Consider the following 14,954-nt stretch of genomic DNA (forward strand, 5'->3'; position numbering starts at 1 on the left):
GGAAACTTTATCATAATGACGAAAAATCATACAACAAGGAAAAAACACAGCTGGCTGAGAAACTTTTTCCGCAGCAGACAGCACCCTGTAAAAATACTGACCTATATCGCAAAGTATCTCTGGCTGCTGGTCATTCCGCTGGCGAAGTATCTCATCGCCACAAGGTTCGACTTTCAGGACTGGGTGAAGACCAACTGGGTGGATATCCTCACGCTGTCGGTCATATTCGGCTACGGCATACTAAGATGGATGTTCATTTACTATGAGATAGAGGACGACTGTATAATAGCCCATACGGGTTATTTCGGTATAGCTTCTACAAGAGTATATTTCAGCGAGATGTCCTCCATGTCCATGTGTCAGGGGTACATCTACCGAGCCATACACGCCTGTACAGTATATATTGATACAGACGCACAGTCGCTGAGCGATTCTGATATAAAGCTTGATATAAGCACACGTCAGGCTTACAGGATATATGAGCTTGCAACAAAAAAGTGTGCAAATAAACCGAAATATGTTTTCAACTCAAAGAAAAGCAACCTTGTGATATTTTCCCTGCTGTTCTCATCAACGCTTTCGGGAGTGCTGCTGGCGCTGACCTTTATCTATGAAGTGTATCAGATATTCGGCAGAGAATTTGAGGAACGCTTTATCGAGCGAGTTAATACCGAGATAGAAAAGCTGACCATATTCATACCGAAATATCTGCTTATAGCAGCGCTTGTCATAGCAGGCGGCTGGTTTCTGTCATTTATATCGAACCTTATGCGGCATTGGAACTTTACCTGTGTGCGCTGTGCGGATATGCTGCTCATATCCAGCGGAAAAGGAACAAAGCGCCGCCATGCATTAAAGCGTGACAGGATAAATTATATCGACTATCAGCAGTCTATGTTTATGAAGCTGTTCGATATATGTACGGTTTCGGTGCAGTGTACAGGCTATGGAAAAAGGCGAATGGAGATATCCGCCCTTATCCCGATAACAACAAATAATCAGGCGGAAACGTCTATCAAAATGCTTATGCCGGGAGTGCCTGCGGCGAAATATGATGTCAGAACAGGAAAGGCTGATATCGGAAGATTTGTTACGATACCTGCTGTGTTCTGCTTTGTGCCGACAGCGGTGTATTTTACAGCAGGCTTTTTCATACCCATGATACCTTTCGTGGGGGATATCCTCCCAGATTGGCAGATGTATCTGAAAAATCTTGCCCTGCTCGCAACATTGCCGCTGGTGTGGCTGTTTTTTGTAAAGCTCAATGCAGCGTTCTTTACAGCAGTAGGGTTTGACAAAGATCACTGTACGCTTTCATACTGCCGCTTTTACAGATTCCACAGAACAGTAGTGAACCGTGACAGGATAAGCAAGATAACCGTAACACAAAATCCTTTTCAGAAAGTCAGCCGTACCTGTACGCTGAGGATATACACAAATGCCGAAACTGTCAGCAGGCACGTTGTAAAAGGACTTAACTATAAAAAGCTGACAAAGCTGCTCAAACGCAGCGGATATCCGTTCTGAGGGAACTCAGAAACGAATAAAACGCAGAAAGGGGGCGAGCCTGTGCCGCAGAAAGCGGTGCGGGGAAATGTATGCCGAAATTTGAGGCTGGTATGGAGTCTATGCTCGATACCTTTATGTTTGAAACAGGCGGTCTGCTTGAAAAGCTTGACGATATGCTTATGCAGACCGAGCAGGAAGAGAAGATCTCGTCCGACGATATAAATGAGATCTTCCGTACAATGCATACCATAAAAGGCTCTGCGGCTATGATGGGGCTTACAAATATGTCTGCCCTTGCCCATTGCGTAGAGGATCTTTTCGATATCATAAGATCCAACGAGGACGTAAGCTACGATAAGCCTGCCCTCTATGAACTGCTTTTCACAAGCTCAGACTGTCTGAAAAATGAACTTGAGAGCCTGCCCGATGAGGACACCCCTCTGTCGGATTTCACCGAGCTTATGGGTAAGATAGAGGCTATGGCGGCGAAGATGAAAGGCGCTCCCGAAAAAACTTCCCACGCAGGAAAAAGCGGCGGTATCCCCGATGATGTTTTCAAAGATTCCGACCCGGAAAACATAAAGACCTTTAAGGTCGAGTATGCGGAAAGCTGCGCAATGCCGTCGGCAAGAGCAATGGTCATTATGCGAAAGCTCGGCAAGGTCTGCGAGGTGTGCCGTACAGTTCCGCCCGACCTTGATGATGACAGCGCAGATGACGCCATAATGTCCAGTGGACTTTACATAAAGCTTATTACCGATGATGAAAATGCCGCTGCCGAAATAATGAAGAGCGGAAAGGACGTTGCGGCGGTGTCTGCCGTTGAAAAGCCGCAGAAAAAAGAACCGCCTAAGCAGCCCGAACAAAAACCTGCCCAGCCGAAAGCCGAGCAGAAACCGAAATCCCCCGCAAAACCTCACGGAGCAGAGCAGAGTATGATATCCGTCAAGCTTGAAAAGCTGGACAGACTTCTCGACCTTGTTTCGGAGATAGTTATAGCCGAAAGCTCGGTAATATCCTCACCAGATCTGAAAAATGTAAGCGAAAATATGGATCGTTTCAATAAATCCTCCCGTGAGCTGAAAAAGCTTACGGACGAGCTTCAGGACGTTGTTACTTCCATACGAATGGTGCCTGTTTCAACTGCCTTCCAGAAAATGAACCGTGTCGTAAGAGATATGAACGCAAAACTTGGCAAGAACGTTACCCTCGCCTTTGTGGGACAGGAAACCGAGGTTGATAAGTCCATTGCTGATATCCTCGGCGACCCGCTTATGCATATCGTAAGAAATGCCGTCGATCACGGCATAGAAACTCCGGAAGAACGTGCGGCGGCAGGAAAGACCGAAAAGCCAACCGTTACCCTTAAAGCAGGCTATGACTCAAACGAAGTCGTTATATCCTGTACCGATAACGGCGCAGGAATGGACAGCGCAAAGATCATGGCGAAAGCAAAGAAAAACGGACTTCTCACTAAACCTGAGAGTGAGTATACAGAAAAAGAGATATTCAATTTCGTTATCGCAGCAGGCTTTTCAACCAACGAAAAGGTAACTGAATACAGCGGACGTGGCGTAGGTATGGACGTTGTAAAGAAAAATATAGAGAAAGTCGGCGGAAAGCTTTACGTTGACTCAGTTTTCGGCAAAGGCTCTGTGTTCACCATAAGGATACCGCTTTCACTTTCTATCGTTAATGTACTCAGCGTTATGGTGGGCGAAAACAGCCTGTCTGTGCCGTCTATGTCCGTAAGAGAAGTGTTCTCCTGCACAAGCGAAAGCTTTGTTAAAGACCCCGACGGCAATGAATTCGTCTACCTCAGAGAAAAATGTCTGCCGGTTATAAGGCTGACAGACTTTTTCGGACTGGACGGAGAAAAGGATATCGAAAAGGGTATATTTATATACTGTATGGACGGCGGAAATGAAACTGTCCTCTTTGCCGACAGCGTTGTGTGCGATCAGCAGGTGGTAGTAAAACCATTTTCACCTCTGCTCAATCAGTTCAAACTGAAAGAAAGCGGGCTTGACGGCTGTTCGATACTGGCGGACGGCAGCATAACCCTCATACTTGATGTCAAGGAAATGATAAACGCAGATAAAAATGAAAAATCATAAGGGAGGTAAAGGCTATGGCTGATATAAAAGAATTTGCCGAACATGGCGGACAGGCGCTGACCTTTATCGTCGGCGGAGAATATTACGCTTTCGTCATAAGCGAGGTAACGGATATAATCGAGATACCTCCCGTTACACTTATCCCGAAAACTCCCGACTATGTTCTCGGCATAATGAACCACAGAGGAAAAGCTGTCCCAGTTATGGACCTCAGACTAAGGCTTGGACTTCCCGAAGGGGAGTATGACGAGCGCAGCTGCATAATCGTGACGGAAATAAACAGTCTGCCCTATGGCATAAAGGTTGACCGTGTTTCCGACGTTATAAGAGTCCTGCCTGAGCAGACCGCAGTATCTCCTGCGGAAAACGGCGTGGTGAGCGGCTTTGTCACACAGGACGATAAGCGTATCTCAATGCTCAATCTGGACAGGCTTGTCAGAACGTAAGAAAAAAGGTGAGAACAATGGCATTAAAAACTATAAATAAATATGTGGGCAGACAGTTTTCAAACCCTGTTGGCATAGGCGGAACTATCGCCGCAAAGACAATGAACATCATAAATAAGGAGCATTACAGAGCCGTTAAAAAGTATGTGTGCAAAAATAACGGAGCAAGGGTACTGGATATCGGCTTCGGCAACGGGCATATGATAAAACTCCTCAGCGGATATGCAGGGGTAAAGCTTTACGGTATAGATATCTCCCCCGATATGCTTGAAAAAGCTCAGGCGCTGAATGCGGACGGCGTTTCACTCAACAGGATAATGCTCTCGCAGGCAAGCGTCACAGACCTCCCATATAATGACGGCTGGTTCGATACGGTCTATACTATCAACACAGTTTATTTCTGGGGAGAATATGAAAAGGCTTTCGCAGAGATACTCAGAGTGCTGAAAAGCGGCGGAAATTTTATCTGCACGTTTTACAGCGACGAATTTCTCGATAAGCTTCCCCCTGCAAAGGACGGCTTTGTAAAATTTACCCCTCAGAAGCTCAGAGCAATGGCAAGGGAAAACGGCTTTGTCAATGTGAAAGTCAAGATACTGAAAGAGGATAAAGCATTCTGCCTTATAGGAGAAAAGCCATGAACATTGTCCCTATGACGGAGGAAAATTATAAGGCTGCCGCAAAAATAGCCGCAGAAAATCTTGCCGAGGCATGGAGCGAGCAGACCTATTTCAAGCAGCTTTCAAACCCAAACGATACCACCTATCTTGCGCAGGAGGACGGAGTTTACTGCGGATTTCTGAGCCTTTGGTATGTCCTCGGAGAGATAGAGATAAATAATATCGCAGTGTCAAAAGACTTCCGCCGCCGAGGTATAGCCGCACAGCTGCTCAAACGTATGGAAAATGACTTTCCGCAGGCTGTGTCCTGTGTGCTGGAGGTAAGGGAGTCAAATGCCCCTGCAATAGCGCTTTACGAAAGTTTCGGTTTTAAAGCCGAGGGCAAACGGAAGGATTTCTATTCTGCCCCCACCGAGAATGCCGTCATAATGGTAAAGCGGTATCAAAATACATAGCATAAAAATTTATGGAGAAAACTTTGAATATGACCTATACGGATTTCACCTTTGAGTCCCTTGGGGACGGCATAGAGATATGCATATCGGACGAGCATAGGTTCGGTACGGACGCTTTTCTGCTGGCTGATTTTTCGGCAGCAAGGCATAAGGATATATGCGCAGATCTCTGCACAGGCAGCGGCATAATCGCACTGCTGCTGCAAAAATACTATAAGCCGCAGAAAATATATGCGGTCGAGATACAGGAAAAGGCTCATGACCAGCTGAAGATATCCATTGAAAGATCAAAGCTGGATAATCTAACTCCCGTGCTGGCTGATCTGAAAGAATGGAGATCGGAAAAGGAGCTTGACCTTATAACCTGCAACCCGCCGTATAAAATAAATAATACAGGTGCAAAAAATGATAGTATGGCAGTTTCTGTTGCAAGGCACGAAATGCTCTGTACCATCGACGATGTCTGCGCTGCGGCAAAGGCAAACCTTAAATTCGGCGGCAGGCTGTGCGTATGCAACCGCCCCGAAAGGCTGTGCGATATAATGACCGCAATGCGCAAAAACGGACTTGAACCCAAAAGACTCAGAACAGTGCATAAAAACCCCGAATGTCCGCCATGGCTCATACTGGTGGAGGGGAAAAAGGGAGCAAAGCCGTTTATTCAAATAGAAAAACCACTGTATGTCCGCTCTGCCGACGGCGGAAATTCGGAAGAGATGAAAAGGATATACGGACTTGAATAGTTTAGCGGGAGAATTATCACGGATCTATTATAAAGATCTGATAGCGGAGGAATTAAAATGAAGATATTAGGAATAGAAAGTTCCTGCGACGAAACTGCTTGTTCCGTTGTTGAGGACGGAAAGACAGTGCTTTCAAATATAGTTGCAAGTCAGATAGACGAGCATAGGCTTTACGGTGGAGTAGTGCCTGAGATAGCCTCACGCCGCCATGCGGAAAATATACTTTGGGTGGCGAATGCCGCTCTTGAAGAGGCAAACTGTACCCTTGACGATATCGAGGCCATAGCCGTAACCTATGCGCCTGGACTTATAGGAGCGCTGCTTGTGGGCGTAAGCTTTGCAAAGGGACTTGCCATGAGTGCAAAAAAGCCCCTTGTCCCTGTTCATCATATTGCAGGGCATATAGCCTCAAACTACATCTCTCACCCCGACCTTGAACCGCCTTATCTCTGCCTTGTTGCGTCGGGAGGACATTCCCACATAGTTGAGGTAAAGGACTATACTCACTATCATGTAGTGGGCAGAACAAGGGACGACGCAGCAGGCGAGTGCTTTGACAAGGCTGCAAGAACCCTCGGCTATGAGTATCCGGGCGGAAAGTTCATAGACAATGCCGCAAAAACAGGCGATCCGAACGCATTCAAACTGCCTAAGCCAAAGGTTCAGGGCAGCAAGTATGATTTCAGCTTTTCGGGACTTAAAACAGCCGTTATAAATACAGTTCATAACGCACAGCAAAAGGGCGAAGAGATATGCAGAGAGGATATGGCAGCAAGCTTTCAGAAAACTGTCGCAGATATCCTCACGGAAAAAACAATGCTTGCCGCAGAGGATCTCGGTTATACTACCATAGCTCTCGCAGGAGGAGTTTCCGCCAATTCAGGAGTAAGAGCAAAGCTTTCGCAGGAATGTGAAAAGCGTGGATATAAGCTGTATATGCCCGAACTTAAATACTGCGGAGATAACGGCGCAATGATAGCCTGTCAGGGATATTATGACTATATCGCAGGAAAACGTGCAGACGAAAGCCTTAACGGCATAGCCACCCTGTCGCTGGATAAGATATCTGAGTAAAGACGGCTGACTTTGTAGGGGCGACCTGTGGTCGCCCGTGTTTCAAGGCATTAAGCCTGTAATGTTTATGTACTGGAAAAAACGTATCAATATTCGCAGGTGATAATTATGGAATTACCTAAGCGCAAGCAAATTCGGTTGCAGAATTATGATTATTCGCAAAACGGCTTGTATTTTATAACTATCTGTACACAGTATCAAGCGCAAGTATTTTGGAAGCCACAAGCCGACATAGGTCTGTTGTGCGGAAAATCATCTGAGGAATATCGTATGCCTTGTGATTATAGATCGCAGGAGAGAGTACTGAGTGAGTATGGAAAAATAGTTGAAAATGAGATAAACCATATTGACAGCATATATGATGGGTGTGTTGCAGTAGATAAATATGTTATAATGCCGAACCATATACACATTATAATAAAGCTGGATAAAAATATAAGCGGGAGTTGTTTTTCAGAAAACTGGCGACCAAAGGTCGCCCCTACCATATCGAGGATAGTTCAGCAATTCAAAGGTGCGGTAACAAAAAAGGTTGGTTTCCACATATGGCAAAAATCATTTTATGATCATATTATCAGAAGTGAAAAAGAATATCTTATGATAATAAAATATATATATGAAAATCCTGAAAAATGGGAACAGGATTGTTATTACGATAAAGAGGTGCAAAAATGAAACTGCTTGCAATAGACGGCAACAGCATAATGAACAGAGCTTTTTACGGCATAAAGGTGCTGACAAACTCTAAAGGAGTTTTCACCAATGCCATAACAGGCTTTATGAATATTTATCTTAAAGAAAAGGAAGAGGTAAAGCCTGACTGCGTTGCTGTGGCGTTCGATCTCCGTGCGCCGACTTTCCGGCATAAAGCCAACGCAGCCTATAAAGCAAACCGAAAGGGTATGCCTGAGGAGCTTGCACAGCAGATGCCTATCATCAAAAAGCTCCTTACTGTCCTTGGCATAAAAATTGTCGAGTGTGAGGGCTACGAGGCTGACGATATCCTCGGTACGCTTTCCAAAGCCGCCGCAGATTCGGGCAATGACTGCGTTATACTGACAGGTGACAGGGACAGCTTTCAGCTTGTTTCCGAGCATACCACCGTCCGCCTTGCAGGCACAAAGGAAACAAAAATATATACCCCCGACAGGATAATGACCGAGTACGGTGTTTCCCCACGTCAGATGATCGAGGTAAAAGCGCTTATGGGCGATACCTCTGATAATATCTCTGGCGTAAAGGGAATAGGTGAGAAAACAGCCCTTTCCCTTATCCAGCAGACAGGCTCTGTGGATAAGCTGTATGAAATGCTTGATGAGATAAAGCTTACCCCGTCGGTGAGAAAAAAACTTGAGGGCGGCAAACAGGACGCTCTTGACAGCCACTTCCTTGCAGAGATCTGCCTTGAAGCACCTGTTGAGAAAAATACAGAGTATTATAAGCTCGCCGATATGGATACAGAGACAGCAAAACAGCTCCTTGCCGACCTTGAAATGCTCAGACTTATGGACAGGCTCGGTCTGACAGGAAAATCCTCAGACACAACCGAAAGCAGTGCAAACGAAAGCGAAAGCAAGCTGAAACTGAAAGACCTGCCTAAGTATGAGGTGACTGAACTGACTGCCGATAATGCGGCTTTCGGAGAGGATAAAACAGCAGCTTTTATCTTTGACGGCGAAAAGCTGGAGGTGTTCTGCGGCGACAAGATTTTCACCTGTTCGGATAAGGATATAATACTTGCCTTTTTCGCCTCAGCCTGCAAAAAGCTGACCTTTGAGGGAAAAACTGCCCATAGGTTCGCCTTTGATAACGATAGCAGACTTAACGGACTGATCTTCGCCTGCGACCTTGCAGGCTATCTGCTCAATTCACAGGCAAGCGAGTATACAGTTGAAAATCTCTGCCTGTCATATAAAGTCCTCTATCGTTCGGATATGGGCGATTATGCCGATATATCTTCAATTACTGCCCTGTCCGAAAATCTGAAAATGCAGCTTGAACAGACCGAAATGCTCAGCCTCTATAATGACGTGGAGCTTCCACTCTGCGAAGTACTTGCGTCTATGGAGCATTACGGAGTAAAAGCCGATACGGACGGAATAAAGGCTTTCGGCGAGGGATTGAAAGAAAAAATAACCGAGCTGACCAACGATATCTATGCCTACGCTGGCGGCGAGTTCAATATCGCCTCCACAAAACAGCTTGGCGAGGTGCTTTTTGAAAAGCTTGGACTTCCGGCCAAAAAGAAAACTAAATCGGGATATTCCACCAATGCAGAGGTGCTTGAATCTCTTTCCGATAAGCACCCCATTATCCCGCTTATCCTTGAATACAGAACACTCACAAAGCTTAATTCAACATACGTTGACGGACTTTTGAGATCCGTCCGCAGCGATGGAAGAGTTCATTCCGTTTTCAAGCAGACCGAAACGAGAACAGGCCGTATCTCCTCCACCGAACCGAATATGCAGAATATCCCCGTCCGTAAGGAGATAGGCAGAAATATGCGTAAGTTCTTTGTCAGCAGGGAAGGCTGCGTTCTTCTCGATGCCGATTACAGTCAGATCGAACTGCGTGTCCTTGCCGCTGTCTGCGGTGATGAAAATATGCAGGCGACCTTTGCAGAGGGAAAGGATATCCATACCATGACCGCATCACAGGTCTTTGATATCCCTGAAGATTTCGTTATGCCTGAAATGAGATCAGCCGCAAAGGCGGTAAACTTCGGTATCATCTACGGCATAGGTGCGTTCTCCCTGTCAAAGGATATCGGTGTTACCGTTGCCGAGGCTAAAAGATATATAAAGAACTATCTTGACAACTTCCCGAAAGTTTCCGAGTTTATGGATAAGACCGTCGAGGACGGCATAAAGAACGGCTATGTAAAAACTATCTTCGGCAGAAGAAGATATATCCCCGAACTGTCCGCCGCAAATAAAGTTCTTCAGGCTTTCGGTAAAAGAGCAGCAATGAATGCCCCAATACAGGGCGCAGCCGCAGATATAATCAAAATAGCAATGGTCAAAGTGTACAGCAAATTAAAGGAAGAGGATCTTGACGCAAGACTTATCCTTCAGGTACACGATGAACTTATCGTGGAGGTATCTGAAAAGGACGCAGATAAAGCGGCTGAGATACTGAAAAATGAAATGGAAAATGCCGTAAAGCTCAGCGTTCCTCTTACCGTGGACGTTGGCAGAGGCGAAAGCTGGTATCAGGCAAAGGGGTAATTTGCATAAAGATACACGGTAAAATTATGAGGGAGGGATAACCTTGCAGGAAATTTCCGACGCTGATTTCATGCAGCTTGTGGGTTTTATAAAAAAGAAATTCGGTATAGATCTTGAGGGCAGAAAAGCCATGGTCCAGTCAAGGCTGAGCAACTATGTTGACGACTGCGGTTTCAGAGATTTTTCCGACTATCTGTCCGTTGTTTACAGCGATACTTCGGGAGGGGAGATCGCAAACCTTATCAATAAGCTTACGACAAATTTCACATATTTTATGCGTGAGCCTGAGCATTTCAAGCATTTTATGAACGTTTTCCTGCCGCAGGCGGAGCAGACGTGCAAGGATCATGACCTGCGTATCTGGTCGGCAGGCTGTTCGTTCGGAAACGAGCCTTATAATCTGGCAATGTGCCTTGATGAGTATTTCGGTTTCAGACGGACAGCATGGGATCTGAAAATACTTGCAACGGATATCTCCCTTAATGCCCTCCGTGCAGCCTCCAAAGGCGTCTTTACCGAGGCGTCATTGGAGAATATGCCCGAAAGCTGGCGGGCAAAGTATTTTGTAAAGATGAATAACGGTCTTTATCAGGTCTGCGAAAGGATACGCAGCAATGTTATCTTCAAATATCATAACCTTATGGAGCCCATAACTTTTAAAAAGCAGTTCGACCTCATAATGTGCCGAAACGTTATGATATACTTTGACGATAAAACAAAATCCGAACTCTGTAAACGTTTTTATAATGCCACCGAGGACGGCGGCTATCTCTATATCGGCGCAGCGGAATGCCCGCCCGATGATATGCCTTACATAAAGGAACAGCCTGCCGTTTACAGAAAATCGGGAGGTGAGTCGGGTATATGAAAATACTTGTTATCACCGACAGCAATGTGCTGACCGACTTTGTGAAAGGCGCAGCTTCCCATATAAACATAAAATGCGAGATACTTTCCGCAAAACCCGAAAACGGCAGAAAAAGTCTTATAGCCTTTCAGCCTGAACTTGTAATACTCAATGCAGACGCTGATGTCAGCATTGATATGGCGGATTATATCGTAAAGCTTGCCCCGAAATATGCCGTCCCGATAATCGTGGTCACCGAACAGCTCAACTTGCGGTACGCTATGATAAGCGCAGGCGCAGTAGACGTAATAAGATTTCACCGCAATACAGACGAAAACGGCGGAAAGTTTATGAGCCGCCTTGCAGGAAGTATACAAAGTGCCGCAAGTGCAGTAAAAGAAAATAAAATACACGTCCTTGCAGGCAGCTCAGGGATAATAGCTATAGGCGGCTCAACAGGCAGCACAAATGCCCTCCCCGAAATATTAAAGCGCCTTAAACCCGACTGTCCTCCCGTAGTGTGCGTCCTGCATATGCCCGAAGGCTATACAGGCATATATGCAAAACAGCTAGATTCTTCCCTTGACCTTAACGTCTGCGAAGCGAAAAGCGGAATGTATGTCAGTCAGGGACAGGTCATAATCGCCGCAGGCGCAAAACATCTCCGTGTGTTCCGTGATAAAAAAGGCTATTTCATCACAAGCGAGAGCGGCGTAAGAGTAGGCGGCCATTGCCCCTCAGTAAATGTGCTTTTCGATTCGGTAGCCTATGCCGCAAAGTCAAATGCAGTAGGAGTGATCTTAACAGGAATGGGCAGGGACGGCGCAGACGGTATGCTCAATATGAAAAAAATGGGTGCATACAATATAGCACAGGACGAAAGTTCTTCCGTGGTCTATGGTATGCCGAAAGCCGCATATGAACTTGGCGCAGTGAACATACGATGTCCTCTTGAAGAGATCGGGGATAAGATCAACGTATATTTGAAAATAAAGGAGAAACGTTTATGAGCGAAGAAAAAGATAAAAAAGATAAAATAGATGAAAAAAGTGCCGAAAGCGCAGAAAATAAGTATCTGATATTTTCCGCCGACGGAAGAACGTTCTCGATAAATTTTACGGACGTCAAAGTTATTATCCCATCTCAGAAAGCCGAAAAGATCCCCGATTTTCCCGACTATGCAGAGGGTACAGTAGTCTATGACGGAACGGTCATAACCGTAATAAATCTGCGTAAGCGTTTCGGCTATGCAGTAAAGGATTTTTCCGACAGGGATTGTATAATCGTCTGCGACGGTGAAAAAAATATCGGACTTCTCTGCGACAGTATCTCAGGTTTCAGAGAGATAGACAGCAGCAATATCCAGCCTGCCCCCGATATAAATGAGCAGGTCAACGCAAGATTTATAAGCGGAGAGTTCCTCCTTGACGGAGAACCCTGCTATATAATCAAACCCGAACTTGTTATCAAAAAAGACGACGAGTCCGTTATAGCCAGTGCAAGCCAGCAGGAAAAATGATAATATATCAACAAAGAGCCGCAGAAAATGCGGCTCTTTCTGATAAAATGCAAATAAGAAGTAAAAAACAGCTAACCAAAATCCGCCACAATGCAGATTTTAGTTAGGAAATACTGGCGACCAAAGGTCGCCCCTACGCAAATTTTGTAAATCCACATAAAACCTAATCAAAGTAGGTTTAAGTAAAATCTATATATCGGTTTCTTCCGAGCGCAAAGTAACAGCCCCGACAGTAGACAGCGAGCTTGTCGAGCGTCCCGAATTACCCCGTCTGGGAAGACCCGACCGAGGACAGCGCAAGGGGCAAGCCCTTGCGGGGGAGTTTGTGCGGTAGGCAAGTAAGGGGCAGCACTCTATCGCAGGGCATGCCCCTCTTTGAAAACAGTCCGCTGGACTATTTTCAAATTCACCCTATGCAGAGCTCCTCCGATGGGGATTTCGCTCCTGAGGGAGCGACAAAGGGGCGCTGCCCCCTTTTAATTCTTACAAGCTTGTCGAGTAAGAATTTTACCCCTGCAAGCCCTCTAGCGGCGGGCTTGATCGACCGCTTTGCCTTGTGCGTTTGAGGGTTTGTGATTGTTTTTTCTTTGTTGGGTGTTTATAGTTTGTGTGCAAACTTTTAAAGCCGAGATAAGACCTATCAAACCTAAAAGAACCAATACAAGACCTTATCAAACCCTGTTTCAGTAAAAGACAGCACTCCGTTTCTTCCGAGCGCAAAATGAAAAGTTCCCACAACAGACAGCGAGCTTGTCGAGCGTAGCGAATTACCCCGTCCGGTGAGGACCGAGCGTCCCGAACCGAGCCGTCCGCCCGAGGACGCCCGTCCGGCGAGGACACTTAGGAATTATACATTATGGTTACTGCTAAGCCGTTTATTATGCCCACAAATGCTCCGCATACTATAAAGAATGCGTATAACGGAATGTTGCATAGTACAGAAATAATACCGAATAATACTATAAACAGCATCGGTATAAGTATCTGTATTATGAATTTCCTGCGCTTTAGTATCGGGAATTTCTCTACAAGCTTTGCAGTCTTTACTCCCTTTCTGTCAACTATTCGGTAAAGTACCTGCATTATCGCCATCGGTCCGCCTATGAATAATAAAGCCGCTAATACCTTCCCCATCGTCTGAACATTCCTTTCTGTTGTATGCTGCCAAAAAGGGACTGCCTTGACACACCCCTGTGAAAAGACAGCCCCTTTGCTGCATAATTTTTATTCTTGAAATTAAAGTACACGAACGCCTACAACGCCGTCAACAGCCTTTATAGCCTCAGCGTCAACTTCGCCGTTTACATCAAGCATTGTGTAAGCCCAGTCTTTCTTTGACTTGTTTACAAGGTTCTCAATGTTTGCACCCTTGCTGCCTACTGCTGATGTGATCTGTGCAAGAAGTGCAGGTACGTTCTTGTGAAGTACGCATACAAGTGCGTCGCCTGTCTTTGCAAGCTCTGCATTTGGGAAGTTTACAGAATTTCTAATCGTACCTCTCTCAATGTAATCCATAAGCTCGTCAGCTGCCATTACTGCGCAGTTGTCCTCTGACTCAGGTGTAGATGCGCCAAGGTGTGGAAGAACGATTATGTTCTCTTCACCAAGTACAACGTCATCTGCAAAGTCAGTTACATACTTCGCTACCTTGCCGTCCTTTATTGCCTTTACAACTGCCTCACTGTTGATAAGCTCGCCTCTTGCAAGATTGATAAGACGAACGCCGTCCTTCATCATTGCAATCTGCTCTGCATCAATAGTGTTCTTTGTTGCAGGTGTGTATGGCATATGTATTGAAATGTAATCGCTGTTCTTGTAAATGTCATTGATGTCAGCTGCGACCTTAACGGAAGAGTCAAGCTTAAGTGCTGCGTTTACTGAAAGATATGGATCGTATCCGATAACCTTCATGCCAAGTGCAACTGCTGCGTTTGCGATCTTTCCGCCAATAGCACCAAGACCAATGATACCAAGTGTCTTTCCGTAGATCTCAGGACCTGCGAACTTTGACTTGCCGCCCTCTACTGTCTTAGGAGCGTCAGGTGTACCCTTGAGTGAAGCAGCCCATGCAGCAGCCTCTGTGATCTTTCTTGATGAAAGAAGAAGTGCGCAGATAGCAAGCTCCTTAACTGCGTTAGCGTTTGCACCTGGAGTGTTGAAAACAACGATGCCCTGCTCAGCACACTTGTCAACAGGAATGTTGTTTACACCTGCGCCTGCTCTTGCAATAGCAAGAAGGCTCTCAGGCATCTCCATGTCGTGCATCTTTGCCGAACGAACCATGATAGCGGTAGGCTCAGCAGTATTATCGCTTACTGTATATGCCGCCTTGTCGAACTTATCTGTTCCTACTGCGGCGATCTTATTAAGAGTAAGAATATTATACATTGAAAT

General features: G+C 45.7%; 14 protein-coding genes. 12 read left to right on the forward strand and 2 right to left on the reverse strand.

Annotated elements, in window-relative coordinates; all coding sequences use genetic code 11:
* The first annotated feature begins 15 nt into the window (after positions 1-15).
* The 12 genes from Q0E19_RS01295 (at position 16) to Q0E19_RS01350 (ending at position 12,560) form a co-directional block, all read left to right on the forward strand.
* Positions 16-1,527: a PH domain-containing protein gene (locus Q0E19_RS01295; protein ID WP_294406425.1), complete on the forward strand. Its 1,512-nt coding sequence runs from the start codon at positions 16-18 to the stop codon at positions 1,525-1,527.
* A gap of 71 nt (positions 1,528-1,598) precedes the next feature.
* Positions 1,599-3,626 carry a chemotaxis protein CheA gene (locus Q0E19_RS01300; RefSeq protein ID WP_294406426.1) on the forward strand — a complete coding sequence of 676 codons (2,028 nt, stop codon included), beginning with the start codon at positions 1,599-1,601 and terminating at the stop codon, positions 3,624-3,626.
* A gap of 14 nt (positions 3,627-3,640) precedes the next feature.
* Positions 3,641-4,072, forward strand: a complete 432-nt coding sequence (locus Q0E19_RS01305; protein WP_294406428.1) for a chemotaxis protein CheW — start codon at positions 3,641-3,643, stop codon at positions 4,070-4,072.
* Positions 4,073-4,089: 17 nt separating this feature from the next.
* Positions 4,090-4,713 carry a class I SAM-dependent methyltransferase gene (locus tag Q0E19_RS01310; RefSeq protein ID WP_294406430.1) on the forward strand — a complete coding sequence of 208 codons (624 nt, stop codon included), beginning with the start codon at positions 4,090-4,092 and terminating at the stop codon, positions 4,711-4,713.
* Positions 4,710-5,147 carry a ribosomal protein S18-alanine N-acetyltransferase gene (gene rimI, locus Q0E19_RS01315; protein ID WP_294406433.1) on the forward strand — a complete coding sequence of 146 codons (438 nt, stop codon included), beginning with the start codon at positions 4,710-4,712 and terminating at the stop codon, positions 5,145-5,147. Before Q0E19_RS01310 ends, rimI begins: the two co-directional genes overlap by 4 nt.
* A gap of 29 nt (positions 5,148-5,176) precedes the next feature.
* A complete protein-coding gene (locus Q0E19_RS01320) occupies positions 5,177-5,890 on the forward strand; it encodes a methyltransferase (protein WP_294406436.1) in 714 nt (237 codons plus the stop codon).
* A gap of 57 nt (positions 5,891-5,947) precedes the next feature.
* The gene (gene tsaD, locus Q0E19_RS01325; protein ID WP_294406438.1) at positions 5,948-6,964 is read left to right on the forward strand and encodes a tRNA (adenosine(37)-N6)-threonylcarbamoyltransferase complex transferase subunit TsaD; all 1,017 of its coding nucleotides are present in this window, start codon (positions 5,948-5,950) and stop codon (positions 6,962-6,964) included.
* A gap of 270 nt (positions 6,965-7,234) precedes the next feature.
* On the forward strand, positions 7,235-7,639 hold the full coding sequence (locus tag Q0E19_RS01330; RefSeq protein WP_294406440.1) for a transposase: 405 nt from the start codon (positions 7,235-7,237) through the stop codon (positions 7,637-7,639).
* Positions 7,636-10,194 carry a DNA polymerase I gene (gene polA / locus Q0E19_RS01335; RefSeq protein ID WP_294406442.1) on the forward strand — a complete coding sequence of 853 codons (2,559 nt, stop codon included), beginning with the start codon at positions 7,636-7,638 and terminating at the stop codon, positions 10,192-10,194. Before Q0E19_RS01330 ends, polA begins: the two co-directional genes overlap by 4 nt.
* A 43-nt stretch (positions 10,195-10,237) precedes the next feature.
* The gene (locus Q0E19_RS01340; RefSeq protein WP_294406444.1) at positions 10,238-11,062 is read left to right on the forward strand and encodes a protein-glutamate O-methyltransferase CheR; all 825 of its coding nucleotides are present in this window, start codon (positions 10,238-10,240) and stop codon (positions 11,060-11,062) included.
* Positions 11,059-12,051: a CheB methylesterase domain-containing protein gene (locus tag Q0E19_RS01345; RefSeq protein ID WP_294406446.1), complete on the forward strand. Its 993-nt coding sequence runs from the start codon at positions 11,059-11,061 to the stop codon at positions 12,049-12,051. Before Q0E19_RS01340 ends, Q0E19_RS01345 begins: the two co-directional genes overlap by 4 nt.
* A complete protein-coding gene (locus tag Q0E19_RS01350; protein ID WP_294406448.1) occupies positions 12,048-12,560 on the forward strand; it encodes a chemotaxis protein CheW in 513 nt (170 codons plus the stop codon). Before Q0E19_RS01345 ends, Q0E19_RS01350 begins: the two co-directional genes overlap by 4 nt.
* An 840-nt stretch (positions 12,561-13,400) precedes the next feature.
* On the opposite strand, the gene Q0E19_RS01355 is transcribed toward Q0E19_RS01350, so the two are convergent.
* Both Q0E19_RS01355 and Q0E19_RS01360 read right to left on the reverse strand, forming a co-directional pair.
* Entirely contained in the window at positions 13,401-13,694 is a 294-nt protein-coding gene (locus Q0E19_RS01355; protein ID WP_294406451.1) for a hypothetical protein, read from the reverse strand.
* 102 nt (positions 13,695-13,796) lie between these two features.
* Positions 13,797-14,948 carry a 3-phosphoglycerate dehydrogenase family protein gene (locus Q0E19_RS01360; protein WP_294406453.1) on the reverse strand — a complete coding sequence of 384 codons (1,152 nt, stop codon included), beginning with the start codon at positions 14,946-14,948 and terminating at the stop codon, positions 13,797-13,799.
* Between the last annotated feature and the right edge of the window lie 6 nt (positions 14,949-14,954).

Origin of the sequence: uncultured Ruminococcus sp., from assembly GCF_934476685.1 — a bacterium.
Lineage (GTDB): Bacteria > Bacillota > Clostridia > Oscillospirales > Ruminococcaceae > Hominimerdicola.

What these genes read in the sequence shown, in the direction of transcription:
- Q0E19_RS01295 (WP_294406425.1), top strand. Translation starts at nt 16, where the DNA reads ATGACGAAAAATCATACAACAAGGAAAAAACACAGCTGGCTGAGAAAC.
- Q0E19_RS01300 (WP_294406426.1), top strand. Translation starts at nt 1,599, where the DNA reads ATGCCGAAATTTGAGGCTGGTATGGAGTCTATGCTCGATACCTTTATG.
- Q0E19_RS01305 (WP_294406428.1), top strand. Translation starts at nt 3,641, where the DNA reads ATGGCTGATATAAAAGAATTTGCCGAACATGGCGGACAGGCGCTGACC.
- Q0E19_RS01310 (WP_294406430.1), top strand. Translation starts at nt 4,090, where the DNA reads ATGGCATTAAAAACTATAAATAAATATGTGGGCAGACAGTTTTCAAAC.
- rimI (WP_294406433.1), top strand. Translation starts at nt 4,710, where the DNA reads ATGAACATTGTCCCTATGACGGAGGAAAATTATAAGGCTGCCGCAAAA.
- Q0E19_RS01320 (WP_294406436.1), top strand. Translation starts at nt 5,177, where the DNA reads ATGACCTATACGGATTTCACCTTTGAGTCCCTTGGGGACGGCATAGAG.
- tsaD (WP_294406438.1), top strand. Translation starts at nt 5,948, where the DNA reads ATGAAGATATTAGGAATAGAAAGTTCCTGCGACGAAACTGCTTGTTCC.
- Q0E19_RS01330 (WP_294406440.1), top strand. Translation starts at nt 7,235, where the DNA reads ATGCCTTGTGATTATAGATCGCAGGAGAGAGTACTGAGTGAGTATGGA.
- polA (WP_294406442.1), top strand. Translation starts at nt 7,636, where the DNA reads ATGAAACTGCTTGCAATAGACGGCAACAGCATAATGAACAGAGCTTTT.
- Q0E19_RS01345 (WP_294406446.1), top strand. Translation starts at nt 11,059, where the DNA reads ATGAAAATACTTGTTATCACCGACAGCAATGTGCTGACCGACTTTGTG.
- Q0E19_RS01350 (WP_294406448.1), top strand. Translation starts at nt 12,048, where the DNA reads ATGAGCGAAGAAAAAGATAAAAAAGATAAAATAGATGAAAAAAGTGCC.
- Q0E19_RS01355 (WP_294406451.1), bottom strand. Translation starts at nt 13,694, where the DNA reads ATGGGGAAGGTATTAGCGGCTTTATTATTCATAGGCGGACCGATGGCG.
- Q0E19_RS01360 (WP_294406453.1), bottom strand. Translation starts at nt 14,948, where the DNA reads ATGTATAATATTCTTACTCTTAATAAGATCGCCGCAGTAGGAACAGAT.